The 26,011-nt window shown below is 73.3% G+C and carries 24 protein-coding genes; 10 read left to right on the top strand and 14 right to left on the bottom strand.

What is annotated here, in order from left to right; translation table 11 throughout:
• Nucleotides 1-2: 2 nt before the first annotated feature.
• Complete coding sequence (locus HB370_RS36915) at nt 3-563, top strand: pyridoxamine 5'-phosphate oxidase family protein (RefSeq protein ID WP_051815963.1); 561 nt, start codon at nt 3-5, stop codon at nt 561-563.
• A 100-nt stretch (nt 564-663) separates the two neighbouring features.
• On the opposite strand, the gene HB370_RS36910 is transcribed toward HB370_RS36915, so the two are convergent.
• The 5 genes from HB370_RS36910 to HB370_RS36890 all read right to left on the bottom strand — a co-directional run bounded on the left by HB370_RS36910 (nt 664) and on the right by HB370_RS36890 (nt 4,250).
• Nucleotides 664-948: a heavy-metal-associated domain-containing protein gene (locus HB370_RS36910; protein ID WP_030787071.1), complete on the bottom strand. Its 285-nt coding sequence runs from the start codon at nt 946-948 to the stop codon at nt 664-666.
• A 101-nt stretch (nt 949-1,049) separates the two neighbouring features.
• Nucleotides 1,050-2,285, bottom strand: coding sequence for an MFS transporter (locus tag HB370_RS36905; RefSeq protein ID WP_030787074.1), 1,236 nt, complete (start codon nt 2,283-2,285; stop codon nt 1,050-1,052).
• 17 nt (nt 2,286-2,302) lie between these two features.
• Nucleotides 2,303-3,472 (bottom strand): pyridoxal-phosphate dependent enzyme, encoded by a 1,170-nt coding sequence (locus HB370_RS36900; protein WP_078637638.1) that lies wholly within the window; start codon nt 3,470-3,472, stop codon nt 2,303-2,305.
• Between the two features lie 114 nt (nt 3,473-3,586).
• Entirely contained in the window at nt 3,587-4,012 is a 426-nt protein-coding gene (locus HB370_RS36895) for a hypothetical protein (RefSeq protein ID WP_030787079.1), read from the bottom strand.
• Between the two features lie 31 nt (nt 4,013-4,043).
• Entirely contained in the window at nt 4,044-4,250 is a 207-nt protein-coding gene (locus HB370_RS36890) for a hypothetical protein (RefSeq protein WP_030787082.1), read from the bottom strand.
• A 159-nt stretch (nt 4,251-4,409) separates the two neighbouring features.
• On the opposite strand from HB370_RS36890, the gene HB370_RS36885 reads away from it, so the two are divergent.
• The 5 genes from HB370_RS36885 to HB370_RS36865 all read left to right on the top strand — a co-directional run bounded on the left by HB370_RS36885 (nt 4,410) and on the right by HB370_RS36865 (nt 11,860).
• Nucleotides 4,410-5,375: a hypothetical protein gene (locus HB370_RS36885; RefSeq protein ID WP_030787085.1), complete on the top strand. Its 966-nt coding sequence runs from the start codon at nt 4,410-4,412 to the stop codon at nt 5,373-5,375.
• A 144-nt stretch (nt 5,376-5,519) separates the two neighbouring features.
• Nucleotides 5,520-6,401 (top strand): hypothetical protein, encoded by an 882-nt coding sequence (locus tag HB370_RS36880; protein WP_244405766.1) that lies wholly within the window; start codon nt 5,520-5,522, stop codon nt 6,399-6,401.
• The gene (locus HB370_RS36875) at nt 6,398-8,527 is read left to right on the top strand and encodes a bifunctional serine/threonine-protein kinase/ABC transporter substrate-binding protein (RefSeq protein WP_030787091.1); all 2,130 of its coding nucleotides are present in this window, start codon (nt 6,398-6,400) and stop codon (nt 8,525-8,527) included. The genes HB370_RS36880 and HB370_RS36875 overlap by 4 nt, the downstream gene beginning before the upstream one ends.
• Nucleotides 8,527-10,707, top strand: a complete 2,181-nt coding sequence (locus tag HB370_RS36870; RefSeq protein ID WP_030787094.1) for a bifunctional serine/threonine-protein kinase/ABC transporter substrate-binding protein — start codon at nt 8,527-8,529, stop codon at nt 10,705-10,707. The genes HB370_RS36875 and HB370_RS36870 overlap by 1 nt, the downstream gene beginning before the upstream one ends.
• Before the next feature lie 157 nt (nt 10,708-10,864).
• Entirely contained in the window at nt 10,865-11,860 is a 996-nt protein-coding gene (locus HB370_RS36865; protein WP_030787096.1) for a hypothetical protein, read from the top strand.
• 654 nt (nt 11,861-12,514) lie between these two features.
• Here the strand turns inward: HB370_RS36865 and sigJ are convergent.
• The gene (gene sigJ / locus HB370_RS36860; protein ID WP_030787098.1) at nt 12,515-13,453 is read right to left on the bottom strand and encodes an RNA polymerase sigma factor SigJ; all 939 of its coding nucleotides are present in this window, start codon (nt 13,451-13,453) and stop codon (nt 12,515-12,517) included.
• A 163-nt stretch (nt 13,454-13,616) separates the two neighbouring features.
• Here sigJ and HB370_RS36855 point away from each other — a divergent pair, with 163 nt between their 5' ends.
• Nucleotides 13,617-14,048 carry a nuclear transport factor 2 family protein gene (locus tag HB370_RS36855; protein WP_030787101.1) on the top strand — a complete coding sequence of 144 codons (432 nt, stop codon included), beginning with the start codon at nt 13,617-13,619 and terminating at the stop codon, nt 14,046-14,048.
• Nucleotides 14,049-14,150: 102 nt separating this feature from the next.
• Here the strand turns inward: HB370_RS36855 and asnB are convergent, their stop codons facing one another.
• Together asnB and HB370_RS36845 are read right to left on the bottom strand one after the other, a co-directional pair.
• Nucleotides 14,151-16,022: an asparagine synthase (glutamine-hydrolyzing) gene (asnB, locus tag HB370_RS36850; protein WP_030787104.1), complete on the bottom strand. Its 1,872-nt coding sequence runs from the start codon at nt 16,020-16,022 to the stop codon at nt 14,151-14,153.
• A 41-nt stretch (nt 16,023-16,063) separates the two neighbouring features.
• Nucleotides 16,064-17,308, bottom strand: a complete 1,245-nt coding sequence (locus HB370_RS36845) for an MFS transporter (RefSeq protein ID WP_078637639.1) — start codon at nt 17,306-17,308, stop codon at nt 16,064-16,066.
• A gap of 95 nt (nt 17,309-17,403) precedes the next feature.
• On the opposite strand from HB370_RS36845, the gene HB370_RS36840 reads away from it, so the two are divergent.
• The 3 genes from HB370_RS36840 (at nt 17,404) to HB370_RS36830 (ending at nt 20,538) form a co-directional block, all read left to right on the top strand.
• A complete protein-coding gene (locus HB370_RS36840) occupies nt 17,404-17,946 on the top strand; it encodes a TetR/AcrR family transcriptional regulator (RefSeq protein WP_030787110.1) in 543 nt (180 codons plus the stop codon).
• 727 nt (nt 17,947-18,673) lie between these two features.
• Nucleotides 18,674-19,432 carry an alpha/beta fold hydrolase gene (locus HB370_RS36835; protein WP_037702363.1) on the top strand — a complete coding sequence of 253 codons (759 nt, stop codon included), beginning with the start codon at nt 18,674-18,676 and terminating at the stop codon, nt 19,430-19,432.
• Between the two features lie 35 nt (nt 19,433-19,467).
• Nucleotides 19,468-20,538, top strand: a complete 1,071-nt coding sequence (locus HB370_RS36830) for a helix-turn-helix transcriptional regulator (protein ID WP_157855611.1) — start codon at nt 19,468-19,470, stop codon at nt 20,536-20,538.
• Nucleotides 20,539-20,633: 95 nt separating this feature from the next.
• Here the strand turns inward: HB370_RS36830 and HB370_RS36825 are convergent, their stop codons facing one another.
• The 6 genes from HB370_RS36825 to HB370_RS36800 all read right to left on the bottom strand — a co-directional run bounded on the left by HB370_RS36825 (nt 20,634) and on the right by HB370_RS36800 (nt 26,009).
• The gene (locus HB370_RS36825) at nt 20,634-21,617 is read right to left on the bottom strand and encodes a carbohydrate kinase family protein (RefSeq protein WP_030787123.1); all 984 of its coding nucleotides are present in this window, start codon (nt 21,615-21,617) and stop codon (nt 20,634-20,636) included.
• A 91-nt stretch (nt 21,618-21,708) separates the two neighbouring features.
• Complete coding sequence (metK, locus tag HB370_RS36820; protein ID WP_167513077.1) at nt 21,709-22,875, bottom strand: methionine adenosyltransferase; 1,167 nt, start codon at nt 22,873-22,875, stop codon at nt 21,709-21,711.
• An 85-nt stretch (nt 22,876-22,960) separates the two neighbouring features.
• A complete protein-coding gene (locus tag HB370_RS36815; RefSeq protein WP_037702593.1) occupies nt 22,961-23,368 on the bottom strand; it encodes a holo-ACP synthase in 408 nt (135 codons plus the stop codon).
• A gap of 46 nt (nt 23,369-23,414) precedes the next feature.
• Entirely contained in the window at nt 23,415-24,578 is a 1,164-nt protein-coding gene (locus tag HB370_RS36810) for an acyl-CoA dehydrogenase (protein ID WP_051816029.1), read from the bottom strand.
• On the bottom strand, nt 24,571-25,179 hold the full coding sequence (locus tag HB370_RS36805) for a hypothetical protein (protein WP_051816028.1): 609 nt from the start codon (nt 25,177-25,179) through the stop codon (nt 24,571-24,573). The genes HB370_RS36810 and HB370_RS36805 overlap by 8 nt, the downstream gene beginning before the upstream one ends.
• Nucleotides 25,176-26,009 (bottom strand): hypothetical protein, encoded by an 834-nt coding sequence (locus HB370_RS36800; protein ID WP_030788616.1) that lies wholly within the window; start codon nt 26,007-26,009, stop codon nt 25,176-25,178. Before HB370_RS36800 ends, HB370_RS36805 begins: the two co-directional genes overlap by 4 nt.
• Between the last annotated feature and the right edge of the window lie 2 nt (nt 26,010-26,011).

Below are 26,011 nucleotides of genomic sequence, written 5' to 3'. Positions count from 1 at the left end.
GCATGGCGATCGACGAGAGCCTGCTCGAGCGGACGGCACACCTGCTGAACCGGGCCCGCTATCTGAACCTGGCCACCGCGCGGGACGGAGCCCCGTGGGTGGCCACCCTGGAATACGCCTGGTTCGCCGGTCCGTTGCGCTTCGTCTTCGGTTCGTCCACCGGCGCCCGGCACAGCGGGGACATCCGCGCGGACCCCCGGGTGAGCGGTTCGCTGTTCGTGCCCGAGGGGGCCGCCGGGGTGGCCGTCGCGTCCGTCGACGGCGCCCAGTTCACCGGCCGCTGCGCGGAGATCGGCCCGGAGCAGCTGGAGGCGTACCACGCGCCCTTCTACGAGACGGTGTTCCCCGACGCGGGGCAGCGTGCCCGGTGGCAGCTGCCGCCGGAACGGCTGCGGGGGGCCGCGCCGCACCGCCTGTACCGGGTCGATGTCGAGCGCTGGTGGCTGATCGACACCCGGCACTGGGAGGAGGACCGTATCGACCGCCGGATCGAACTGCCCCTGGACACCGGCACCCAGGCCCGGCTGTCCGCCCACGCGCGCGTGCACGCGGTGTCTTCCTGAGCGGGGCGAACGTGATCCGGCCGGGCCCGCCGACGGGGGTGGGGCGGGCCCGGCCGGATCGCTCCCCGCACCGCGGCGGGGAGCGTCCCGAGGACCGGCCTCAGGCGGCGCGGCCGGACAGCGCGTAGCCGGCGTCGTCGACGGCCCGGGCGATCAGGGCGTCGTCGGGGTCGTCCTTGGCGACCACGGTGACCCGGCCCGTCTTCACGTCCACCTCGACCGACAGCACGCCGTCGACCCCGCTGACGGCCTTGGTGACCGCTGCCTCGCAGTGGCCGCAGGTCATCCCCGTCACGGTGTAGACGGTGGTGGTGGCGTCGGTGGTGATCCGGGTGGTGGCCGAGCCGGAGTGGCAGCTGCCGTCGGGGCTGCAGCAGGACGACATGGACTTCCTCCTGAGGGTGGTGATGTCACGGAGCGCGTCAAATACCCCTAGAGGGTTGGGGTATCGCAAGCGCTGACGAAGCACAGGTATACCCCCTACCCCTATCCAGCGGCAAGTCGTCCGGCCGCCGGAACGGGCGGCGCGGCCAGGTGTCCGGCCCGGTGCAGCCGCGCGACCAGGGCGGCGCAGCCGAGGCCGGTCGCGGCCAGCACCGCCCACGGCAGCCAGCGCAGCCCGGTGTCGAACAGCGCCCCGACGGCCAGGTTGCCGAGCGAGACCGCGATGCCGGAGGCGGTGTTGTAGGCGCCGTAGTAGGTGGCGACGAGCCGGTCACCGGAGAGCCGGACCACGGTGTCCATCTCGAACGGGTAGAGCAGGGCGCCGCCCCAGGCCAGCAGCACCGCGCACCCCGTCAGGGCGGCCACCCCGGCCACGGGGGCGTGCGTGCGGGGCAGCAGGGGCAGGAAGGCGGCGCCCATGACCGTCAGGCCGTGGACGACGGCTCGCGGGCCGGACAGCGTACGCTGCGCCCACGCGGTCAGTTTCGCCTGCGCCGCCAGCGCGGCCAGCGCGGAGACGGCGAACACCGCGCCCGTCACCACGCCGGTCCGGGCGCCGAACAGGTCCCGGGCGTGCAGCGGCAGGGCGAGATACACCTGGAAGGCCAGCAGGTAGGAACCGCTCATGGCGGCGGCGAACAGCAGGAAGGGCCGGTTGGCGGCCACGGTGCGCCAGTCGGCGGCGACCGCCCGCCAGGCGGGTCCGGCGCTCCGGCCGGCCGGGGGCCGGGCGGGCAGGGCCCGAGCCTGGAGTACGGCCAAGACGCCGAAGACGACCGCCGCGACCGTGCACACGGCGCCGAAGTCCCAGGCCAGCAGGGCCAGTCCGGCGAGCGGGCCGATCAGGATGCCCGCCTGGTAGAAGACGTTGAAGGCGGCGAACGCCGCCACTCTCCGTTCCTCGCCGGCGTCGGCCGCGAGGTAGGCCCGCACCGCCGGGTTGAACAGCGCGCCCGCCAGGCCGGTCAGCGCCGAGGCCATCACCAGGACGGGCAGCGACTCCGCCACCGCCAGCAGCGCGAACGCGACCGCGCGCAGGGCGCATCCGGCGAGGATCGGCGGCTTGCAGCCGTAGCGGTCGGCGAGGGTGCCGCCGAGGAGGAACATGCCCTGCTGGGAGACGTTGCGCACGCCCAGCACCAGCCCGACGGCCCAGGCGGCCAGGCCGAGGCCGTGGGCCAGATGGTCGGCCAGGTAGGGCATCAGCATGTAGAAGCCGAGGTTGATGCCGAACTGGTTCACCATCAGCAGCCGGGCCGGCCGGCCGAAGCCGGCCATCCGGGTCCACGGCCCCCTCACCGGGCACCCGCCTTCGCCAGGGCGTCGGCCTTCGCCGAGGCGCGGGGGTTCGCGAGGGCGCGGGTCTTCGCCAGGTCGCGGGCGAGCGGGTCGCGGACCCGGGCGCACCGGGTCCAGCGCGTCACCACGCGCGCGTCGGGCTCGGCGATCTCGTCGGGTTCCGTCGGCGGGGCCGCCCCGAGGAGCCCGTGGTCCCGGCACCAGTCGTCGTCGTAGACGGTGTGGAGGTAGCGGTGCGGTCCGTCGGGGAAGACGGCGGCGATCCGGGTCCCGGCGGGGTGGTTACGGGCCGCCCAGCCCGCCACCAGCGCCACCGCCCCGACGCTCCAGCCGCCGGAGACGCCGTACCGGCGGGCGAGGCTCCGGCAGGCCCGGACGGCTTCGGCCGGGCCCACCCAGTGGACCTCCGAGAAGGCCGCGTAGTCGACGTTGTCCGGGTGGATGCTGGAGCCGAGCCCGCGCATCAGCCGGGGGCCGACCGGCTGGCCGAAGATCGCCGAGCCGACCGCGTCCACGCCGACGAGCGTCAGCCCGGGGCAGCTCTCGCGCAGCGCGGCGGAGATCCCGGCGGAGTGTCCGCCCGTGCCGACCGCCGCCACCAGCACGTCGACGCGCCCGAGTTGGGCGATCAGTTCGGCCGCGAGGGGCCGGTAGGCGGCGGCGTTGTCGGGGTTGCGGTACTGGTCCGGGCAGTACGCGCCCGGGGTGCGGGCCAGCAGTTCGGCGACCCGCGCGCGGCGGGCCTCCTGCCAGCCGCCCTCGGGGTGCGGCGCGGTGACCCGGACGACCCGCGCGCCGAGCGCGGTGAGCAGGCGGGCCACGGGGGGTTCGAGGCCGGGGTCGGTGACGACGGTGACGGGGTGGCCGTAAGTCAGCCCGGCCAGGGCGAGGCCGAGGCCGAGGGTGCCGCTGGAGGATTCGACGACCGGTGCGCCCGGCGCGAGGTCGCCACGGCGCCGGGCCTCGCGGACCATGTACAGGGCGGGCCGGTCCTTGAGGCCGCCGGGGTTGGCGCCTTCCAGCTTGGCGTAGAAGCCCCGGCCGGGCGGGGCGAAGGGTTCGTCGATCCACAGGACCGGGGTGTCGCCGACGAGTTGGGCGGGGTGCCGGGCGGCCGGCGGGCGGGGTGTGCGCGTGCGGAGCGGCGCGAGCGGGGAGAGGGGCATGGGGGTACGGCTCCTTCGCGCCCGGCCTCGGTACGGCGGGCGCTGGGTGAGTGGGGGGCATGGCGCGCGGGCACTCCCCGGGCCGCCTGACGGGTCCGGGGGTGCGGGGCCGCCCTATTGCCTCAGTACGCAGACGGCCGCGAGCGAGGGGCCGTCGGCACGGCCGCGCGGGACACCGGGGGGCCTGCGCCGGCCGGGGTGCGTCGCCCGTCCGCGCGGCACGGCGGGCAGTGCCGGCGGGTGCTGGCCGCCGTCGAGCCCGGTGTCGTCCAGGGCGGCGCGCGGCCGGTCCGCCGTGTGGTCCAGATGGCCGTCCGCCGTGTGCCGGTGCCGGGGAGGGCCGGTCGGGTCCGTGCCGTCGGCGGTGTCCGCCGGGTGCGCGACCTCCGCCGCCGCCACGGCACTCGGGCCGGATCCGGCGAAGGAGCAGGCGTGCACCGAACCGGTGAGATGGGCGGCGATCACCAGGACCAGCCCGATCAGCAGGGCGGCGCGGCGCGAGCGCCCCGCGCTCCCGTCGCCGCCCCACGTTCCGATCACATGCGCAGGGTAGTGGCGACGTGACCGCCTGTCACATCGCGGCGCGCCCGCCGGATCCCCGGCAGTCACAGGGCCGGCCGGGGTCCGTGTGACCGAGGTGGGCGGCCAGGGCCTGGAGGAGGGCGATCGCCGCCATACGGGCCAGGGGGTGCCCGGCTCCCCTGCGGAGCGCGGCCCACGCGGCCGGTCCGCCGCCCTCCGGGTCCCGCCGTCCGGAGGTGTTCGGCCCGGTGGTCATCCTGGGGTCCTCTCGTCGCGCACTGGCGGTGACACGACTCCACACATACCCCCTACCCGTATTGCGAGGCAAGGCGCTCCCGGCTTGACTCTGTACCCCCCTGGGGTATGTTGAAGGTCATCGGGCCGCCTGTGGGCAGCGAACAGACGAGGAGTCACCATGAACACCGGGCTGCGGATCACCGCCTACGCCGCCGCGCTCGCCGCCGCGTTCGGCATCGCCTACGGCGTCGGCGGCGGGGTCGGCGAGATCTCCCTCCGGACCGAGAGCGCGGCACACGACGGGCACGCGGGCGCCACGCCGGGCGGGAAGCCCGCCGCGGGTCCCGGCCCGGCGGCGGCGCCCGGCGGACTGCAGACCTCGGAGCGGGGCTACACCCTCGACCTGAGGACCCCGGCCGTCACGGCGGGCCGGAAGACCGACCTGCGGTTCGCGGTCGTACGGGACGCCACCGGGCGCCCGCTCACCGCCTACCGGGAGGAGCACACCAAGGAACTGCACCTGATCATCGCCTCCCGGGACCTGACCCACTATCAGCACCTGCACCCGACGCGCGCCACCGACGGCACCTGGTCCGCGCCCCTGACGCTGCCCAGGGCCGGGGTCTACCGGGTCTTCGCCGACTTCACCCCGGACGGCGGCGAGGGACTGACCCTCGGCGCCGACCTCACCGCCTCGGGTGCCTACGCGCCCGCGCCCCTCCCCGCCCCCGCCGCCACGGCCGAGGTCGACGGGTACCAGGTCAGCCTCCGCGGCCGGCTCTCCCCCGGCCGGGACAGCGCACTGACGCTCGGCGTGACCCGCGACGGCAAGCCGGTACGTGACCTCCAGCCCTACCTCGGCGCCTACGGCCACCTGGTGGCGCTGCGCTCCGGAGACCTCGGCTATCTGCACGTACACCCGAACGGCGAGCCCGGGGACGGCAGGACGCGGCCGGGACCGGACATCTCGTTCACCACGACGGCGCCCAGCACCGGCACCTACCGGCTGTTCCTGGACTTCAAGCACGCCGGCCGGGTCCACACCGCCGCGTTCACCGTCCGGGCGGGCCGGCCCGCCGAGCGGCCGGACACCCCGGCGTCACCCGCCCCGGAGTCCGGCGAGCACTCCGGGCACCGCCACTGAGCACGGGCCGTCACACGGTCCGGACTGTGTGACAGCCGTGGCACAGCTGGGCCACGTGATCGCCAACTGCCGCCCGTTCCTTGCCCGTTGCCGCCTAGCATGAGGTCCGACGCATGACGGCCGGGCGACCCGCGGGGGGACTTCGTGGAGCTGGGAGGGTCGGCGGCGCGCCTCGGCTGCGCCGTCGCGATGTGCGGCCTGGTGCTGGCCGGCTGTACCTCCGGCGGGGACGGTCCCGGCCGGCCGGCGGCCTCGGCGAAGAGCGACGGGACCGCCGGCACCAGCCCGTCGCCGACCGCCGTGGTCGACGCCGACCCGGCCAGACTGCCCCGGACCCGGGACCAGGCCGCCGCCCTGGTGCGCGGCATCATGCCGGGGCCCTCCGCGTTCGGGTCCGGCACCGTGCGCCGTGAGCCGTACGAGAGCGACCCGCGGCGGTGGGCGGTGCTCGGGGATTCCTGCGTCTGGGAGCAGCGCGCGCTCCCGGACGACGTCCTCGCCAGTCTCACCCGCCACTACGAGATCCCGGCGCGCGGCGGCAGGGGGCCGCTGCGTCTGAGTGCCGTCGTCACGGTGCACCGCTCGGCCGAGCAGGCCGACTGGGAGAACGCCGAGGTGCTGGAGGAGATGATGCGCTGTCCCTCCCAGCTGCTGCGCCCGGGGGAGGTGCTCCGGGACCTGACCGACGTGCCGAACGCCCTCGGCGACTCGGGCAACGGTTTCGCCGACGACGTCCTGGCCGAGTCCGGCACCTACACCGGCGACGATGTGGGCGGCCCGCACCCGTACGTCTGGGAGCAGACGCGGATCGGCCAGTTCACCCTCGCGGTCTCCGCCCGGGGCGCCAAGGGCTGGACCCGGCGCGGCCTGCTGGAGCTGCTGCGCGAGCCGCACGCCACGATGCGCGGCAGCCTCCGCGGCGCGATCGAACGACGGACGCCGACCGGGTCGGTCCCGCCTCCGGCGACAGGAACCGACGTCCCGAAGACGACCGGGCCCGCCGCCTCCGAAGGCGGTCACCGATGACCGAGAAGCTCAGGCCCTCCGACCCCTCCCGCATCGGTGGTCACCGGCTGCTCGCGCGGCTCGGCGCCGGCGGCATGGGTGTCGTCTACCTCGGCCGGGCGCCGTCCGGGGAGCTGGCCGCCGTCAAGGTGATCCTGCCGGACCACGCCGACCAGCCCGAGTTCCGCGCCCGGTTCCGCCGCGAGGTCGCCGCGGCCCGCCGGGTGGACAGCCCCTGGGCCGTGCCGGTGACCGGCGCCGACCCGGACGCGCCCGCGCCCTGGCTGGCCACCGCCTTCGTACCGGGCCCCTCGCTCGCCGAGGCGGTCGCGGCGCGCGGGCCGCTGCCGCCGGCCGCGGTGCGCGTGCTCGGCCGGATGCTGGCCCGGGCGCTGAGCGCCGTGCACGACGCGGGACTGGTGCACCGCGACGTCAAGCCCGGCAATGTCCTGCTCGCCCTGGACGGCCCCCGCCTGATCGACTTCGGCATCGCCCGCGCCGCCGAGGAGACGGCCCTCACCTCGGACGGCATGGTCGTCGGAACCCCCGGTTTCCTGGCGCCGGAACAGGCACGGGCCCGCCCCGCCACCCCCGCTAGTGATGTCTTCGCCCTCGGCTGCCTCCTCTCCTACGCCGCCACCGGGCGCCCGCCCTTCGGCACCGGTGCCGTGGACGCCCTGCTGTACCGCACCGTCCACGACGAGCCCGACCTGGAAGGGCTCCCCGACGGTCTGCGCGAGCCGCTGGAGCGCTGTCTCGCCAAGGACCCGGCCGCCCGGCCCACCGCCCGCGAGGTGGACGAGGCGCTCGGCGGGGACACTCCCTCCGGAGCCGCCGACTGGCTGCCCGACGACGTCGTACGGCTCGTCGCGGACCGGTCCGCCGCGCTGCTCGCCCTGTCGGACATCGAGGCGACGGCCCTCGACGCGGGGGCGGACAGGCCGCCGACGGAGGTTCCCGGGGACGCGGCCCCGTCGTCGCGCCCCGGCGGCCGCCGCCGCTTCCTGCTCCTCGGCGGCGCGGCCCTCCTCGCGGCGGGCGGCGGAGCCGCCTTCTGGGCGAGCCGCCGCGACGACGCGCCCGCCTCCGCCGCGCGCCGCATGCTGCTGGGCGTCCAGGCCGATCTGACGGGGCCGCAGAAAGCCGTCGGACAGGCGCAGGAACGCGGTGTACGGCTGGCCGTCGAGCAGTTCAACGCGCGGAAGGACAAACCGTTCACACTCGCCCTCACGGTCGCCGACGACGGCGGCGACGAGACCCGCGCGGTACGGGCCGCCCGGTCCCTGGCCGCCGACCCCGACCTGCTCGCCGTCATGGGCTCGACCGGTGACCGGACCACCGGCGCGAGCCTGGACGCCTACGACGCCCGGCTCGTTCCCCAGCTGACGGCGTCCTCCGCGCAGGCGGTGTACGGCGTGTCGGAGCCGCGCCACTTCCTCCAGGCCGTGCCCGGGTACATGGTGTCGCCCGCGCTGATCGCCCTTCAGCTGGCCAAGGCGGGCGCCCGGCGGGCGGGCCTCCTGATCGACCGCGACGGCGGCATCCCCTCCTGGGAGATCGGCCACACCGCGTTCCAGGCCCTCGGCACCCTCAGGATCCCGGCCGAACCACGGGTCGTGCCCCGGCTCGCCGGGGACCTCGCCCCGGTGGTGGCGGAGATGCTCGCGCACGAGCCGGACGGGTTCGTCTACACGGGCACCCCGGCGCGTGCGGCGGCCGTCGCCCGCGCGCTCGCCGAGCGGCGCTTCACCGGCGTGCGCGCCCTCGGCTACCCGGCCGCCGGCCAGGAGTTCCTGACCGCCGCGGGCCCGGCCGCCGAGGGCTGGCAGGTCTTCGCGCCGTACATCGACCCGTCGGCCGCACGGGTGCGCGGCTTCGCCGACGCCTACCGCGGGCGCTACGGCACCGCTCCCCCGTACTGGGCGGCGGAGGCATACGACGTGGCCCGCATGGTCATCACCCGGCTCACCGAGGCGGGCGGCCGGCCCTCCCGGACCAGGCTGTACGACCTGCTGGCGAAGGGCACGTACCAGGGGCTGGTGCGCACCTACGCGTTCGACGACAGCCGGCAGCTCAAGGGGTACGACCTGTTCCGCTACGAGGTGAGGGGCGGCCGGTACGCCTACGCGGGCGAGGCGACCTTGTGATGCGCCCGCTCGCCGCGGACGACCCGGAGGACATCGGCGGGCACCGGCTGCTGGCCCGGCTCGGCGCCGGCGGCATGGGCGTCGTCTATCTCGCCCGCAGCGGGGGCGGGACGCTGGTCGCGCTGAAGGTGATCCGCGCCGAGCACGCGGCGGACCCCGCCTTCCGGGCCCGGTTCCGGCGCGAGGTGACCGCCGTACGAGGGTTGTCGGGGCGGTGGCTGGTGCCGGTCGTGGCCGCCGACCCGGAGGCCCGTTCGCCCTGGCTGGCCACCGAGTTCGTGCCGGGCCCGGCCCTGGCGGAAGCGGTCGACGGGCATGGAGCGCTGCCCGTGACCGCGGTGCGGGTGTTGGGCTCCCGGCTGGCCGAGGCGCTGACCGCCGTGCACGCGGCGGGTCTGGTGCACCGCGATGTGAAGCCGGGCAACGTGCTGCTGGGCCTCGACGGCCCCCGCCTCATCGACTTCGGCATCGCCCTCGCCGCCGGGGCCACCGCGCTGACCGCGCCCGACGCCGTCGTGGGCACCCCGGGCTTCCTGTCACCGGAACAGGCCCGCGCCCGCGCCGAGGAGGTCGGCCCGCCGAGCGACGTCTTCTCCCTCGGGTGCGTGCTGGCGTACGCGGCCTCGGCCCGGCGTCCGTTCGGCACCGGACACGCGGCGGCGGTGCTGTTCCGCACGGTGCACGAGGACCCGGACCTCAGGGACGTGCCCGCCGGACTGCGCCCGCTGATCGAGAGCTGCCTGGCCAAGGACCCCGCGCGCCGCCCGGCCGCCGCGCGGGTCCGGGCGGCGCTGCAGGACCCCCGGACGCGGCTGGCAAGGGACGCCGGCCCCGCCGGCGGCGGGGCCGGGGGCTGGCTGCCGCCCGCCGTGCTGCGCCTGGTCGCCGAACGCTCCGCCCGCGCACTGGACATACCCGCCCCTCGCCGGGCGGCACCCGAAGTGGCGGTCGCCGGTCCGGCGCCGACGGCCCCGGCCGGACAGGGGGCGCCGGGCCGGCGGCGGGTGCTGGCGGTGGGGGGCGCGGCGGCCTCGGTGCTGGCGCTCGGCGGCGGGACCGCCGCGTATCTGACGCTCGGCCAGAGGTCCGCTACCGGACTGCCCGTGCACACCCTGGGCTTCCAGGCCGATCTCAGCGGTGCGGACGAGACGGACGGCGTGGCCCAGGAGCGCGGCGCGCGGCTCGCCGTGGCGCACCACAACGCGCGCGCGGGCATCGCCTTCCGGCTGGCCCTCGACACCTTCGACGACCGGGGCGACGCCACCCGGGCCCGGCAGGCCGCCGAGCGCTTCACCAAGGCCGCCGTGCGCGCGGTCCTCGGACCGGACACGACGACCGCGGCACGGGCCGCCGCGCCGCGCTATCAGACCGCGCGCACCGCCATGGTCCTGGTGTCCCTGGACGATCCCCGGCTGGACGAGGACGACACCCTGCGGACCCTGCGCTCCACCCGCGCCCCGGAGCAGTTCCTGGCGCTTGCGCTGACCGCGTACCTGACCTCCGTACGTCCGGTCGGCCGTACCGCCGTGATCGACGACCGGGCGGCGGGCCGCGTGGGCTCCGACCTGGCCGACTCGCTCACCCGGCGTCCGCCGAACGAGGGCACGACCCGCGTGTACCCCGTGCCGGCCGGGAGCGAGGACTTCTCCCCCGCCGTCCGCGCCGCGCTCGCCGACCGGGCCCAGGCCGTCGTCTTCACCGGGACATCGGCGGGCCGCGCCGCCCGCTGCGCCCGTGCCCTCGCGGAGGCCGGCTTCGCCGGGCCGCGCCTCGGCACCTGGCACATCATGCGGCCGGACTTCCTCCGGGAGGCCGGAACGGCGGCACAGGGGTGGGTGTTCGGCGCCCCGTTCACCGATCCCGGCAGCGTGTCCGGCGCCTTCCGGGCCGCCTACCGCGCGGCCTACGGCACCGCGCCCGGCCGCTGGGCCCCGGAGGCGTACGACGCGGTGGGGCTGGTCGCCCGGGCCCTGGAGTCGCTGGGCGGCCGGGCCGGCGTCACCGCCGGGGCGGTCGCCGAACGGCTGTCGGACCTCACCTACCAGGGACTCGCCAAGTCCCTCCGTTTCACCGCCGGCAGCATCGACACACCGCGGGGCGAGGGGTACTTCCTGTACCAGACGGAAGGGGACGGCTTCCGGTTCCTCGGGCGGTCCGACCGGTTCACCAAGCGCAGCTAAAAAATCGAATGCAACCTTGTGCGCGGGCTGTGAGTCTTCTCATCGACCACACCGTGGTCGCGTCTACAAGGAGACCATCATCAGCGCCATACGCAAGACCCTCACCGCCACCGCCGTCGTCGGTGCCGTCCTCGCGGGCTCCGCCGCCTGCGGAACGGTGGAGCAGCTCTCCGCCGGCCAGAAGCTCGACAAGGCCTTCGACAAGCTCGGCGAGAAGAAGACGCTCTCCTTCGAGCTGGACCTGGACACCGATGCCGCGACCGTGAAGGCGCTGGACGCCAAGTCCGAGCCGGAGCCCGGCAACGAGATCCCCGACGAGGCCGCGAAGCTGGTCAGCGACGCGAAGATCACGCTCACCGTGGAGTCGAAGAAGCCGCTCGCCGAGTCCGGTGAGAAGGACCTCGTCGGCATGGCCATGAAGATCAGCAGCCCGGACGGCGACCTCGCCGAGTACCGGATGATCGGTGACTACATCTACCTCCGTGCCGACGTCGACACCATCGGCAAGCTGACGGGCAGCCCCGTGCCGCCCGCCGACGAACTGCCGCCGGAGGCCGGGGCCTTCAAGGACGCCCTGCAGGGCAAGTGGGTGAAGTTCAGCGTCAAGGAGATGGAGAAGGCCGGCCTCGGCGGCGGGGAGGACGAGGACAGCCCCTCGCCCGCCCCGTCCCTGGACGCCAAGACGCAGAAGAAGCTCATGAAGTCCCTGCGCGAGATCGTCGCCCGCGAGGTGAAGCTGAAGACGGCCGACGGGGACGGCGACACCGAGCACATCACCGCCACGGCCCCGTTCCGCACGCTGATGACCAAGATGATCGGCGGCATCCGCCCGCTGGCGAAGGACCTGCCGCCGGGCATGGACCTGCCGACGGAGAAGGACCTGAAGGACGCCCCCAACGCCAAGGTGACGGCGGACTTCACGCTGAAGAACGGCGAGCTGTCCGAGGTGAACGTGGACCTCGCCAAGCTGGCCGAGACCGCCAAGGTCAAGAAGCTGGGCCTGGTCCTGCGGATGAGCGACGGCACCAAGCCCACCGCTCCGGCCGACGCCAAGGTGCTGGACCTGAAGGAGATGATGCAGGGCTTCTTCTCCACGCCGGAGCTGAACGACGACGAGTTCGCCGACGAGGACTTCAGCGACGAGGAGTTCTGATCCCGCCGGGCGTACGGGGGGTGCTGAACCGGCACCGGTCACCTGGGCGGGCCACGGCACCGGGCTCGCCGCGTGACCGGCGCCGGCGCCGCCCCCGCCGAACGCATGGCCCGGGGGCCGTTTCGCCGGCTCCGGGGCCATCGGCAAGGCCCGTGGGGGCTGTTGGGGCTACAAGACCCGCGGAAGGTCATTTTCTCGCGGGGTGAAGCCGAGCCGCGCGTCCAGGGAGATCACACCGGTGCTCGCCTCGGCCACCCGCGGGAAGGGGCGTGCGCCACGCGCCATCACGCGCGCGGCGAGTGCACCGGCCAGTCGGACCGCAAGGCCCCCACTCACGCGCCTCGGGAGCGGTACGGGCGGCGCTGTTCCCCGTCCGGCCCGGTGGCCGCGACCGTTCCCCGCCATCGCCACCGGCCTCCCTCGCCCGCGGACGACGGGACAGATACCGCATTCATGTGGCCGCGGCCAGAACGGCCCCGGCCGGATCCGGGCGACGAGGCCGAGCCCGCGCGCGAGGCGGGCGTGGGGGCGGCGGAGCGACCGGCCCACGGGGTCGTCGAGCACCGGGCCGTCGCCGTCGACCATCGTGCCGTACCCCCGGTCTCCGAACCCCGGCCACCCGGCCGCCTCCCTCGTGCCCGGGGGCGGCACGCGTCATGCGGTCCACTGCCGGAGTTTGTCGGGGTTCAGCACGCCCCAGATGTGCTTGACGCGGTCGCCGACGATGTCGAACGCGTACACCGCCACGGTGGCGCCCGCGTACCTGGCGACCAGGCCCGGGCGACCGTTGACGGTCCGCTCGGTGAACACCAGGCCGGTGGCCTTGGTGGTGAGTCCGACCAGGAAGTGCGCCACCCGCTCGCCGCCTTCGATCGGGTGCGGCAGAGCGGTGACGCGACCGCCTCCGTCACCGACCGCTGTCGCGCCGGGGTCGAGGAGACCGACGAGGGCGCCGACGTCCTTGGTCTCCCAAGCCCGCTTGAAGTTCCTGACGATGCCGGCGGCCCGGTCGGCCGGCACCGGGTGGGAGGGCGGCCGCGCGTGGCGGACCCGGCGGCGGGCCGAGGCGGCCAGCTGGCGGCAGGCGGCCGGGCTGCGCCCGACCATCTCGGCCACTTCGCTGAAGGAGTACCGGAAGACATCGTGCAGGACGAACGCGACGCGCTCGGCCGGGGTCATGGATTCGAGCAGCACCAGGAAGGCCATGGTGACCGACTCGTCCAGGGTCACCCGGTCGGCCGGGTCGTCGGTCGCGGCGCCCGAGGCCCCGTCCAGCCGCTCGGTGCGTTCCGGCAGCGGTTCGGGGATCCAGTGCCCCACGTACCGCTCCCGCCGGGCCCGGGCCGAACCGAGCACGTTCAGGCAGAGCCGGGTCGCGACCGTCGTCAGCCAGCCGCCGACCGACTCGACGGCCTCCTGCCGCTGCCGGGACATGCCGTACCAGCGGACATAGGTCTCCTGGACGACGTCCTCGGCCTCCGACAAGGAGCCGAGGAGCCGGTAGGCCAGATCGATCAGCCGACGCCGCTCGCCCATGAGCGTGGCCAGGCTCGGATCGATCAGGTCGTCTCCCGGTCCGGACTGGATGGTCACGGCTCCCCCGTTTCCTCGTGTCGCGTTCGCTGCCGACATGTACGACCGGACAGCCCGGCGGAATGTGAGGTCGGCGGTGCCGGCCGCTTCCCTCCGGTACCTGCCGGCACCTCACATTTCACGGGGCCGCGCGGTCAGGCAAGTGACATCGGAGGAGGATGCAATGGCTTCACACGAGTCCGACATCAGGGCGCTGCTGGACAGCCGCGTCGACGCCAGCCGCACCAAGGACATCGACCGGCTCATGTCGCACTATTCCGACGACATCGTCTACTACGATGCCGTCCCCCCGCTCCAGTTCACGGGACGCGAGGAGGTCCGCGGCAACTTCGAGCGGTGGTTCGGCGAGTACGACGGCCCGATCGGGCTGGAGACGCACGCGCTCACCATCGCGAGCGGCGCCTCGGACATCGCCTTCGCGCACATGCTCCACCTGGACTCGGGAACGCGCAGGAACGGGCTCGACATCGGGATCTGGGTGCGCTCGAGCGTGTGCTTCCGGCAGTTGAACGGCCGGTGGCTGATCACCCACGAGCACATCTCCATGCCGATCGACCCGCAGACCCTCCAGGCCTGGTTCCCGCCGGACATGTGAGGGGGTGAAGGCGGCCGGGAGGTTCCGGTGGCACCGGTGGGCCGGAAGGGATGTCCGGGCGACTCCCCTTCCGGCCCGTATCGCGTGGTCGTCGGGCGGGCCTCAGACCATGAGGCTCCGTATGTCGACGCCGTGGAGTTCCATCCAGGCGTTCAGCCGCACGGGGGTCTCGGTGTAGACGGAACGCTGCATCATCGAGTACGGGGTGTCGACCGGCTTGGCGAGGTGGGAACGGATCGCCTCGAGGTTCAGCAGCGGCAGTGCCGGCGCGTCGGGGTCGGCGACGATCCGGCTCAGTTCCCGGTTGACCGCCTCGTCGTACCCGGGGTCCTGGGTCGACGGGTAGGGCGCCTTGCGGCGCCGTACGATCGACTCCGGCAGCAGGTCCTTGGTCGCGTGCCGCAGGAGGCTCTTCTCCCGCCCGTCGAACGTCTTCACCGACCAGGGCGCGTTGTAGACGTACTCGACGAGCCGGTGGTCGCACAGCGGGACCCTGACCTCCAGGCCGGTCGCCATGCTCATCCGGTCCTTGCGGTCCAGCATCATCTGCAGGAAGCGGGTGATGTTGAGGTAACTCGCCAGCCTCATCCGCCGTTCGTCCGGGCTGTCACCGGGCAGGTGGGTGACCTCGCCTGCGGCGCTGTGGTACTGGTCGGCGATGTACTCGGCGAGGCTCAGCTCCTTGACCAGGGCGGGGTCCAGGAAGCTCGTGGCCTGCTCGCTCACCGGCACCTTGTTGATCGCGTGCCAGGGGTAGGTGTCGGCCTGCGAGGCGACCGGGTCGTGGAACCACAGATAGCCCCCGAAGACCTCGTCGGCGGACTCCCCCGACAGGGCCACGGTCGAGTTCTCGCGGACGGCCTTGAACAGCAGGTACAGGGAAGGGTCGTGGTCCCCGATCCCGTACGGGAGGTCCCAGGCCCGCAGGACCGCGTCGCGCACGCCGGGCTCGACGAGCCGGGCGGTGTCGAGCAGGATCTCCCGGTGGTCGGTGCCCACGTGCCGGACGAGTTCGGTGACGAACGGCGCGTCGGGCGCCTCCCGGAACGGCTCGGGCCGGAAGTTCTCGGCGAGCCCGGCGAAGTCGACGGAGAACGTGCGGACCCGTCCCCCGCCGTCGGCGTCCAGCGAACGCTGGGCGAGCGCGGTCAGCGCGCTGGAGTCCAGGCCGCCCGACAGCAGCGTGCACAGCGGCACGTCGGAGACCATCTGCCGGGTGACCGCGTCCTCGAGGATCTCCCGCACCTTCGCGACACTGGCGGGGATGTCGTCGGTGTGCGGACGGGTCTCGAGTCTCCAGTACGCCTCCTGGCGTATGCCCTCACGGCTGACGCGGACGATGTGGCCCGGCCGTACCTCGTACAGGTTCCGCAGCGGGGTCCGTCCGGGCACCCGGGCCAGCGCGAGCGCGTCGCGCAGGCCGTCGAGGTCCATGACCGCGCTGCTGAGCGGGTTCGCCAGGATCGCCTTGGGCTCCGATCCGAAGAGCACTCCGGCGGGGGTGGGGTAGTAGAAGAGCGGCTTGATCCCGAGGCGGTCCCGGACCAGGAGGAGTTCCTCGGTCCGGGTGTCCCACAGGGCGAAGGCGTACATCCCGTTGAAGCGGTCGACGAAGGCGCTGCCCCACTGGAGGTAGGCGCGGAGCACGACCTCGGTGTCGCTCCTGGTGCGGAAGCGGTGTCCGAGGAGGACCAGTTCCTCGCGGATCCCCTTGAAGTTGTACACCTCGCCGCTGTAGCTGACGACCACGAGCGGCTCCCCGTCCGGACCGGTCTCCGGGGTGCGCATCGGCTGCCGGCCGCCCTCGATGTCGATCACCGCGAGCCGGCGGTGTCCGAGCGTCACGTGTCCGGCGCTCCAGATCCCCTCGTCGTCGGGGCCTCGGCAGGCCATCGTCCTGGTCATGGTCTGTGCCGCGGCGACCTCCCTGACGAGGTCGCGTTCGAAGTCCACCCATCCAGCGATTCCGCACATAGGAACGCCCTTCACTACGGGTTGAATGACACGTCGGCCGGCTACGCGGTGACCTTGGCCGTTCGCGCCGGCGAGTTCTTGGCCAGCCGGTGCCCCAGTTCGGAGAGGCCCAGCGCGAGCACGGCCACCGCGGCGCCGATCAGGCTGATGTTCCGGGCCCCGATGGTGTTGATGCCCACCGCGCCGATGACGCCGGACAGGGCGATGGCAAGGTAGAGGAACGCGGCGTTGAGGGAGATCAGGAGGGGAGCCGACTCCGGGTTGAGGGTGATCAGGCGCGACTGCTGCGGCGCGGTGATGCCCCAGGCCGCGACGCCGTACACCACGATGACGACGGCCGCCGCGGCGAACGAGCCGGTGGCGAGCGGCAGCACGAGGAGACTGGCCGCCAGCAGGGTGACCGCGCCGCCCACCACCACACGTGCCCCGAACCGGTCGGCGAGCGTCCCGGCGTAGAAGTTGCCGACCATGCCCGTGAGGCCGAACGCGAACATCAGGATGGCCAGTTTCCGGCCGTCGCCGCCGGTGGCGGGGGCGAACACCTCGGCCATGTAGGTGTAGACGATGTACGCCGCGGTGAAGGCGACGAGCGTCGCGGCGAGCACGGCCACCGCACGGCGGTCGCCGAGCGGCGCGAGGCGCTGGCGCAGACCTCCCGGCGCCCCTGTGACCACCGCCGGCACGAGGGTGAACACGCCGAACAGGCTCAGCACGGTGAGAAGGGCGATGAACCACATCGTGGCCCGCCAGTCGAGGACGCTGCCCACGACGGTCCCGATCGGAGCGCCCAGCGCGGTGGCGGCGGTGAGTCCGGTGGTGACGGCGGCGATGGCCCGGCCGCGGCGTTCGGGCCCCATCAGCGCCGAGGCGGTGACGCTGGCCGCCGGGATGTAGAGGCCGGCGCCGACGGCGGCGATCACCTGGGCCGCCAGGACCACGGGGAACGACGGTGCGAGACCGGTCCCCACGACACCGAGCAGATAGACCAGCACGGACAGCTTGAGCACCTTGTGACGCGGCCAGGCGGCGGTGAGCGTGCCGAGGATCGGCGCCATCACCGCGCAGGTCAGCGCGAACACGGTGACCACCTGTCCGGCGGTGGTGATGCTGACGGACAAGGAGTCGCTCAGCTCGGGCAGGACACCGGCGAGCACGAACTCGTCCGTACCGATGGCGAAGGCACCGAATGCCAGGACGAGGACTCCCCGCCACGGTGCGGCGGACTCTCCCTCGTCGGTCTTCCCCTCAGGCGTCCCGCTCTTGTGGTCCGGGACGGACTTACTCACGATGAACCCTCCTCGATTTCGGTACCGATCGGTACCATATTGGCGGACGGTATCGGTCGGTACCGTTTAGCGTCAAGGGCGACTACCCTGGTCACATGCCGACTCGCGCACGTGACCGCCTCCTCCAGGCAGCCGATGAGCTCTTCTACGAGGAGGGCATCAACGGAGTGGGCCTGGAGCGCCTTCTGAGCCATTCCGGGGTCGGCCGCGCCTCCCTCTACCGGCACTTCGACGGCAAGGACGATCTGGTGTCCGCGGTCCTGCAGCGCCGGGACGAACAATGGAGGCAGTGGCTGCGGGAGCGGGTGGAGGCCCGCGGCGGCACACCCCTGGCCGTCTTCGACGCCCTGGCCGAGGGGGCGGAGGACAGCGCGTTCCGCGGCTGCGCCTTCATCAACGCCATGGCGGAGAAGGCGAAGGAACCCGGCAGCACCGTCCACCGGCTCGCGGTCGAGCACAAGCGCAAGGTGGCCGACTACGTGCGCGGCCTGATCGAGGACGCCGGCCACGCCGGGGCGCCGGAGCTGGCGGAACAGTTCACGCTGCTCATGGACGGGGCCGTGGTCACCGCGATGAGCGAGCGCAGTGTCGAGCCCTTCCGGCGGGCGCGGCAGATGGCGCAGAGACTGCTGTCCTGACCGCCGTACCGCTTTGTACGCGGCGCCCTTCCGACCGTCGGTCACATACTCCAAAGTTTGATTCGCATCGAAAGTGACGATGCTCATCGAAGGAGGATGACGACAGCCGCTGCGGCGGTCGGGATCGCGGGAGGTGCGGGTGCGCTCATGACGGGAACCGTGCGGACCACCGAGACGCCATGTCCGGGCTCGCCCCTTGCCGCGGCGGCGCCGGCCTCGCGGTGGCCGTGGCGCGCCACGCCGCCCTCGGTACGGGCCCCTTCAAGACCCTCGCGCGGCCCCCGGGCCGCCGGCCGACGATGTCGGCCTTCACCGGTCCCGCCCGCCCGGCGGCGCCCGCCCGCGCGGCTCGGCTGACCGACCGGGCCCGCCCCGGGCGGCCGGCCGGCGCCACTCGCGCCGGTTTCCGGCCTGCGGGTGAATACGGATAATTGCGAACCGGCTTACCCATGGTCCCGCACTCCCCAAAAGAGGTTGCTCTCCCTGGAATGGAGCGGGCCATCCGAAAGGGTCCTCCCGGCGAATTCCGCCGTTTCGCCGAAAAACTTCATCCGTCACACGCCACTCACGATACCCGCAGGAAACACCGTTGACATATGACGCGACCGTCAGTAGCGTGACCAGCACGGCATGACGTGAAATTCGCCCGCACCGGCGGTGCGCTATTCTCGGGCAATTCCTGCGACCGATCCGGTACGACCCCCTCCGGGGGCACACGGAAGGTGACATGGCCGTCCAACCCCTCGACAAGAGAAGCGAGTGGATCCGGAGTGCGGTACCCCGGGTGAACCCCCGGATCCGCCTGGTGTGCTGTCCCTACGCCGGCGCTTCGGCCAGTGCCTACAACGCGCTGTCCGCAGCCCTGCCCGAAGAGGTGGAGGCGCTCTCCGTCCAGTACCCGGGCCGCCCGGGCAACCGTGGCGAGCCGCCGGTCAAGGACGTCGGCGCACTCGCCGACCGCATAGCCGCAGAGGTCCGCCCCTGGCTCGACAGACCGGTGGCCGTCTTCGGCCACAGTTTCGGCTCGGTCGTGGCCTTCGAGGTCACCCGGCGCCTGGAGGCCGCCGGCGCCGCCCCCCGGCAGCTCATCGTGTCCGGACGCCGTTCGCCCTCGGACGGGCTCGGCAGCCACACGCCGCGCGACGACCAGGAGATCATCGCCGAACTCAAGGAGCTGGGCGGCATTCCTCCCCGGTTCTTCGAGAAACCGAAGTTCCTGGAGCCCATTCTGGCGGTCGTGAAGAACGACTATCACGCCAATTCGACCTATCTCGCCCCCGAAAACGCGTCGGTCGGCTGCCCCATATCCTTCCTGCACGCCGACGCGGATCCGTATCTGACCGGCGGCGGGGAGCAGGGGTGGGAACGGCACACATCCGCGGGTTTCCGGATCAGGCGCTTCTCCGGTGGCCATTTCTTCCTGAACGAAAAGGTAGCGGAGGTCGCCGAGGAGATCGCCGAGATCCTCCGCAACGAACCTCTTTGACCGTCTGACTCGGGATGGTGAGCGCAGTGGAGAACATGCTCGCGTACGCAGGCTTATCCGAGCTGTCGGCCGAGGACAACGAGAGAACTCGTCGCGAGCCGACGGCACGCGGCCAGGACGTCGGCGAGGACCTGCTTCTCGGGGTGTACGACCACGTCCTGTCGTACCACGCGGCGACCACGACGGAGATCGCCACGGCGCTCGGGTTGCCGAGCGCCGCCGTCAACCGGGCGATGCGGGAACTGCAGCGGCTCAGACTCGTCCGGCACTGCAAGGAGCAGGACACCTTCCTGGCGGCCGACCCCGACGCCGCCGAGACGGAACTCGTTTTGCCCCTCGAATCCGCCATACACGAGAAACGGCGCGAACTGGTCGCCATCCACCACCAGCTGGAACGTTTCTCCAAGTCTTTCAAACGGCACCAGCGCACCCAGCGGACCAGCCGGCTGGTGGCGACACTGGAGAACCAGCGCGAGATCTCCCTGAGGCTGACGGACTCCCTCCGCCAGTCCTCGGGGGAGATCCTCACGATGTGGCCGGTGTGCAGCTATGAGACACAGATCCTGAAGGACACCCTCCGGCTCTCCTACGAAGCGGTGCGGCGCGGGGTGCGGCTGCGCACGCTGTACCCCCACTCGGCCAGGTCCCATCCCAGTTTCCGGGCGATCCTCCAGCAGGACCTGGACTCGGGGGCGGAGGTCCGCACGTCGGACGAGGTGCAGCACTTCGTCATCATCGTCGACCAGGAGACGGCGTTCCTGCCCACCGACTCCTCCGACGGGGGAACCTCCGCGGTCACCGCCGTCTACGAACCGGCGATCGTGAAGGTGCTGTGCGGCATCTACCGGAACACCTGGCAGCCGGCCTGCGTCTTCGACGGCAACGCCTCCAACGGCGCCTCGCTCAACAACGTCCGCAACGCCATCCTGAAGATGCTCGCCTGCGGTCTCAAGGACGACGTCATCGCCCGCCGGGTGGGGATCTCCTCCCGCACCCTGCGGCGCCATATCGCGGCCATCATGGAGGAGCTGGGGGCGGAGAGCCGCTTCCAGGCCGGCGCGGCCGCCGCGAGCGCCGGCCTGATCGGCACCCTCGGCGGCGGCTGACGGCATCCCTTCGCCCGCCGGCCGGCCGGCGGGCTCTCGCGCGTCCCGGACGGGGCCCGGTGCGGGGCGACGCCCCGCACCGGGCCCCGGGGCCGTCAGAGCACCTCCGACAGGCGCGTACGGATCCGGGCGGCGGCGGTCCTGCCGTAGGTCTCCTCGATCCTGATCGCCAGGTCGGCGGCGGAGAGTTTGTACTCCTGGGTGCCGACCGACTCCAGGACGACGGTGGCCAGCGCGCAGCCGAGCTGGGCCGAGCGCTCCGGCGGCCAGTCCCAGGCCGCGCCGGCCAGGAAGCCGGCCCGGAAGGCGTCGCCGACACCGGTGGGATCCTGGGCGCGGTCCGTCGGCACGGCCGGGACCGCGAACCGCGGCCCTCCCTTCCCGGCGATGGTCACGCCGTCGGCGCCGGCCGTGACGATCCAGGTCCCCACGCGTTCCAGGATCTCCTCGTGCGTCCAGCCGGTCCGCTGCCGGAGCAGGGCGGCCTCGTACTCGTTGGTGAACAGGTAGCGGGCGCCGTCGATCAGCCGCCTGGCCTCCTCGGCTGTGACGCGGGCGAGTTGCTGGGAGGGGTCGGCGGCGAACGGGACGCCGAGCGCGCGGCACTCGTCGGTGTGGCGGAGCATCGCCTCGGGGTCGTTGGGTCCCACCACCACCAGGTCCAGCCCGCCGGGCTGCCGGGCGGCCGGCTCGAGCCGGATGACGCGGGCCTGCGCCATGGCTCCCGCGTAGAAGGTGGCGATCTGGTTCTGGTCGGTGTCCGTCGTGCACACGAAGCGGGCGGTGTGCAGGGTGTCGCTCACGTGGACCAGCCGGGTGTCCACGCCGTTCGTCTCCAGCCACCGGCGGTACTCGGCGAAGTCGGTGCCCACGGCTCCCGCCAGCAGCGGGCGCAGGCCCAGCCGTCCCAGCGCGAGGGCGATGTTCGCGGCCACTCCCCCGCGTCTGATCTCCAGGGTGTCCGCCAGGAAGGAGAGCGAGACCCGCTCCAGGTGGCCGTCGACCAGCTGGTCGGCGAACCGGCCCGGGTAGACCATCAGATGGTCGGTGGCGATGGATCCGGTCACGGCGATACGCACGGTGCTTCCTCCTTCGGCCCGCCCGGTCGCACGAGCGCCGGGGGGCGGTTCGGACCGTCCGCACCGCGGTCCGCGGACGGTCCGTCAGGGGTCAGTCCAGGCCGGCGGCGGCGCGGAGGGCGTCGGTGCGGTCGGTGCGTTCCCAGGTGAAGTCGGGCAGTTCGCGGCCGAAGTGGCCGTAGGCGGCGGTCTGGGCGTAGACCGGGCGGAGCAGGTCCAGATCGCGGATGATCGCGGCGGGCCGCAGGTCGAACACCTCGCCGATGGCCTGCCCGATCCGTCCCGCGTCCACGGTGTGGGTGCCGAAGGTCTCCACGAACAGGCCGACGGGCTCGGCCTTGCCGATGGCGTAGGCGACCTGGACCTCGCAGCGGGAGGCCAGGCCGGCCGCCACGACGTTCTTGGCGACCCAGCGCATCGCGTACGCCGCCGAGCGGTCCACCTTGGACGGGTCCTTGCCGGAGAAGGCGCCGCCGCCGTGCCGGGCCATGCCGCCGTAGGTGTCGATGATGATCTTCCGGCCGGTCAGGCCCGCGTCACCCATCGGACCGCCGATCTCGAACCGGCCCGTCGGGTTGACCAGCAGACGGTACCCCTCGACGTCGAGCTTGATGTCCTCCGCCAGCAGGGCCTTCAGCTCCGGCTCCACGACGAACTCGCGGACGTCGGGGGCGAGCAGGGTCTCCAGGTCGATGTCGGAGGCGTGCTGGGAGGAGACCACCACCGTGTCCAGGCGTACGGCCTTGTCGCCGTCGTACTCGATGGTGACCTGCGTCTTGCCGTCCGGGCGCAGGTAGGGGACGGCGCCGTTCTTGCGGACCTCGGAGAGCCGGTGGGACAGGCGGTGGGCGAGGCGGATCGGCAGGGGCATCAGCTCGGGGGTCTCGTCGGTGGCGTAGCCGAACATCAGGCCCTGGTCGCCCGCGCCTCCGGTGTCGACGCCCTGCGCGATGTCCGGGGACTGCGCGCCGATCGACACCGACACCCCGCACGAGGCGCCGTCGAAGCCCTTCTTGGAGGAGTCGTAGCCGATGTCGAGGATCCTGCCCCGCACCAGCGCGGGGATGTCCGCGTACGCGGTGGTGGTGACCTCCCCGGCCACGTGCACCTGACCGGTGGTGATCAACGTCTCCACCGCGACCCGGGAGGACGGGTCCTGCTCCAGCAGCGCGTCGAGAATGGTGTCACTGATCTGATCGGCGATCTTGTCGGGGTGGCCCTCGGTCACGGACTCCGAGGTGAACAGGCGACGGGACACATCGCTCCCTGTGAGGGGTGGGCCGGTGCGCGGGGCGCACCGGCGGCGGATACGGGCACGGCGGGCGGGAGGAGACGGGGCGGGGTCAGTCGTCCGGCCGGTCGCGGTGGTGCCCGCACCGGGCGGGCACCCCGATGGCCGCGGCGACGACGAAGCCCTTCTTGTGGGTGATGGACAGGTTGAGGGAGCCGATGCCCCGTTCCCGCGCGCGCTGGGCGGCGGTCCCCGTCAGCCGTACCACGGGGGCCCCGTCGTCCGCGCGCAGGATGGCCACCTGGCGGGGGGTCACTCCCGCCCCGACGCCGGTGCCGATGACCTTGAGCGCGGCCTCCTTGCCGGCGAAGCGGCCGGTGAGGAACTCCCGGGCGCGTTCGGCGCCGAAGGAGTCCGCGAGGGCGAGTTCGTCGGCGTCGTAGACGTAACGGCGGAACCAGGGCCGGCCGAGCAGGTCGCCGAGCTCGTCCTCGGTCATGACGTCGATGCCGATCCACATGGCTCGCTCCCTGTCTCCTTCCCCGGCCCCGGTGCGGGGGCCGGGGTCATGCGAGGAAAGTGTGTTTGGCAACGCCCTGGAAGACCGCCAGCCGCTGGATGTGGCCGGTGCCCTCCATGAACTCGAAGGCCCGCGCGTCGCGGTACAGCTTGCCGAGCCACGGGTCCTCGAGGAGGGAGGCGGGTCCGAGGAGGTCGGCGGCGGCGAGGGTGGCGCGTTCGGCCAGTTCGGCGGCGCGTGTCTTGACGCCCGCGATGCGGTCGGACCGCACCTTTCCGGCGTCGATCGCGGACGCGATGTCGTAGTTCTGCCGCCGGGTGGCCTCCAGCCGGTCCCGCAGGTCCTCCAGCCGGTCGCGGGCCGTTCCGGTGAGGGCCGGCCGTTCGCGGCGGACGTGGTCCAGGACGGCGCGGGTCAGGCCGAGGGCGGTGCCGGCGAGGACCGGGCGGAAGCGCTGGAGGGTGCGGATGGCGCCCACCAGTCCGCGGCGGCTGGGCCTGAGCGTGTCGTAGCCGAGGACCTGCTCCCGTTCGATCCGTACGCCGTCGAGCGTGATGGCGGAGATGCGCGCGCCGCGCATCCCGACGGTCGGGATCAACTCGGCCCGGAAGCCGGGGTCCCGGGTGTCGACGAGCACGGCCTCGATGCCCAGCGGTCCGGGCGCCCGGCGGCAGAACACCACGCCCAGCCGGGCGAAGGCGGCGTTGCCGACGTAGCGCTTGGCTCCGCTGAGCCGGAAACCGTCGCCGTCGGGGGTCAGGGCGGTCTCCAGCTCGGTGGCCGCGGATCCCTTCGCGGGCTCGGTGAGGCCGAAGAACGTCCAGGTCGCCTCGGGGCGGCTCAGCTGCTCGTAGTAGGCGTGCCGCTGTTTGTCGTCGCCGAGCGCGTCCACCGCGACCCCGGACATCAGCGGGCCGGGGCAGGCGAGCATGAAGCCGGCGTCGCCGTAGCTCAGTTCCTCGATGGTGACGGTGTGCTCCAGGCAGGAGCGCATGTCGTAGGTGTGCCCGTCGATGCGCAGCGGAGCGTCCAGGTACTCCACGGGGATGGTGCTGAGGCGCATGAGGCCGGCCGCGGGGAGGTGGAGCCACCGGTCGATGGCCGTGGGGTCGCGGTCGATCTCCATGCCGGGGTCCCGCAGCTGCGCGGCCGCGTCCCTGACATGGGAGCGCAGCACCTCCGTCCGGCGGGGCAGCGGGGGCTCACTCACGGCCGGCTCCCTCCTCGGGCTCTCCCGTGTGCAGATAGGTGTTGCCCAGCAGTTCGGCCGCGTACAGGAGCCGGCCCGGTCCCTCGGCCGCGAAGCTGCTCGCGCCGTACAGTCCGAGCGCGGTGCGGCCGGCGGCGACCAGGTCCCGGTGGATCCGGCGGCGGCGCCCGGCGGTGGGCCGGGGCAGGTCGAGGAGGTCCCGGGTCTCGGACAGGGCCAGGGCCACGTCCGCGATCGTGCCCCGTACGAGCTGCCGGCCGAGCAGCGGGGCGCCTTCCGAGGTGCGCCCGTCGAGGCGGCTGACGGCGCCGTCGAGGACGTCGCGCAGCAGTCGCCAGTGCAGCCGCACCAGTGCGTCGCAGAAGACCTGCGCCACCGTGTCGCCGGCCGGTGGTGCGTCGCGTACGGCGGCGAGGGTGCCCGAGGTGCCGGGGACCGGGGTGCCCGCGGGCAGGCGCTGTGCGGAGGCGATGGTCCAGCCGGCCGGGGAGGACACCGTGCCGCCAGGGGCGGCCTGTTCGTGGCAGTCGTCCAGTTCCCCGGCGAACGCCTCCAGCCACCCGAGGACCGGGGCGGGGAGCGTGGCGTCCGTCGTCGTCATCGCTCCTCCCGCGCCGCGTCCCGGGCCCGGTCCGACTGCAGTACCGCGATGTGGGTGCCGCCGGAGAGCGGGTCGGTGTCGCACAGCAGCACGGTGCCGTAGCGCTCCCGCCAGTCGGTCCAGTGCCGGGCCAGTGCCAGCCAGACGCTGGTGCAGTACGTGCCCGGGTTGCAGTGGAAGGAGGGGATGTCCTGGCCGAGCGGGTCGCGGTCCAGCCAGGGGCCGGTGACCAGCAGTGTGCCGTCGGGGTCCTTCGCGGTCAGCTCGCCGAGCCGGGTGACGGCGGACTCGGTCGCCGCGACGGACTCCACCCGGGCGATCCGCGGACCGCCGTCGGTGCCGAGGACCAGCAGGACCCCGGAGTCGACCAGGTGGTTGTCGTGGACCAGGGGGAACCGGGTGGGCAGGGTGGTCTGTTCCAGGACGGCGAGCACGGCCCGCCGGGAGCGGCCCGCCCGCTGGAAGGCCGAGACGGCGCGCAGCGCGGTGAACGGCGCGGCCAGTCCCTGCTGGTGGATGCCGAAGTTGACGGCCCGGCCGCCCAGCAGCCGGTCCAGGTAGGGCGCCATGGCGGTGAACGGGGTGATGTCCGGCAGCGCGTGGGCCACGATCACCAGGTCGGGTTCGCTGTCGCGGACGTCGGAGGCGGTCACCAGCCGGTCGACCAGGTCGCGGTGGCTGACGTGGGGCGCGGAGCGCAGCAGCGTCTCGTCCACCTCCAGGCCGAAGGGCTCGACCAGGTCACGGTAGTAGGAGAGGTTCGACAGGGTCGCTTCGGGGGACCTGCGGGGCGGTGCCACCACCCCGCAGGCCGCAAGGAGGGCCGGCATGC

The organism is Streptomyces sp. DSM 40868 (genome assembly GCF_011820545.1).
Lineage (GTDB): Bacteria > Actinomycetota > Actinomycetes > Streptomycetales > Streptomycetaceae > Streptomyces > Streptomyces eurythermus.
The sequence above is the reverse complement of the archived record's forward strand: the minus strand, read 5'-3'. Positions and strand labels throughout refer to the sequence as shown.

Bases quoted from the DNA above. Each gene is read 5' to 3' on its own strand.
- HB370_RS36915 (WP_051815963.1), top strand. From the start codon at position 3: ATGGCGATCGACGAGAGCCTGCTCGAGCGGACGGCACACCTGCTGAAC.
- HB370_RS36910 (WP_030787071.1), bottom strand. From the start codon at position 948: ATGTCGTCCTGCTGCAGCCCCGACGGCAGCTGCCACTCCGGCTCGGCC.
- HB370_RS36905 (WP_030787074.1), bottom strand. From the start codon at position 2,285: ATGGCCGGCTTCGGCCGGCCGGCCCGGCTGCTGATGGTGAACCAGTTC.
- HB370_RS36900 (WP_078637638.1), bottom strand. From the start codon at position 3,472: ATGCCCCTCTCCCCGCTCGCGCCGCTCCGCACGCGCACACCCCGCCCG.
- HB370_RS36890 (WP_030787082.1), bottom strand. From the start codon at position 4,250: ATGACCACCGGGCCGAACACCTCCGGACGGCGGGACCCGGAGGGCGGC.
- HB370_RS36885 (WP_030787085.1), top strand. From the start codon at position 4,410: ATGAACACCGGGCTGCGGATCACCGCCTACGCCGCCGCGCTCGCCGCC.
- HB370_RS36875 (WP_030787091.1), top strand. From the start codon at position 6,398: ATGACCGAGAAGCTCAGGCCCTCCGACCCCTCCCGCATCGGTGGTCAC.
- HB370_RS36870 (WP_030787094.1), top strand. From the start codon at position 8,527: ATGCGCCCGCTCGCCGCGGACGACCCGGAGGACATCGGCGGGCACCGG.
- HB370_RS36855 (WP_030787101.1), top strand. From the start codon at position 13,617: ATGGCTTCACACGAGTCCGACATCAGGGCGCTGCTGGACAGCCGCGTC.
- asnB (WP_030787104.1), bottom strand. From the start codon at position 16,022: ATGTGCGGAATCGCTGGATGGGTGGACTTCGAACGCGACCTCGTCAGG.
- HB370_RS36840 (WP_030787110.1), top strand. From the start codon at position 17,404: ATGCCGACTCGCGCACGTGACCGCCTCCTCCAGGCAGCCGATGAGCTC.
- HB370_RS36835 (WP_037702363.1), top strand. From the start codon at position 18,674: ATGGCCGTCCAACCCCTCGACAAGAGAAGCGAGTGGATCCGGAGTGCG.
- HB370_RS36830 (WP_157855611.1), top strand. From the start codon at position 19,468: ATGCTCGCGTACGCAGGCTTATCCGAGCTGTCGGCCGAGGACAACGAG.
- HB370_RS36815 (WP_037702593.1), bottom strand. From the start codon at position 23,368: ATGTGGATCGGCATCGACGTCATGACCGAGGACGAGCTCGGCGACCTG.
- HB370_RS36805 (WP_051816028.1), bottom strand. From the start codon at position 25,179: ATGACGACGACGGACGCCACGCTCCCCGCCCCGGTCCTCGGGTGGCTG.
- HB370_RS36800 (WP_030788616.1), bottom strand. From the start codon at position 26,009: ATGCCGGCCCTCCTTGCGGCCTGCGGGGTGGTGGCACCGCCCCGCAGG.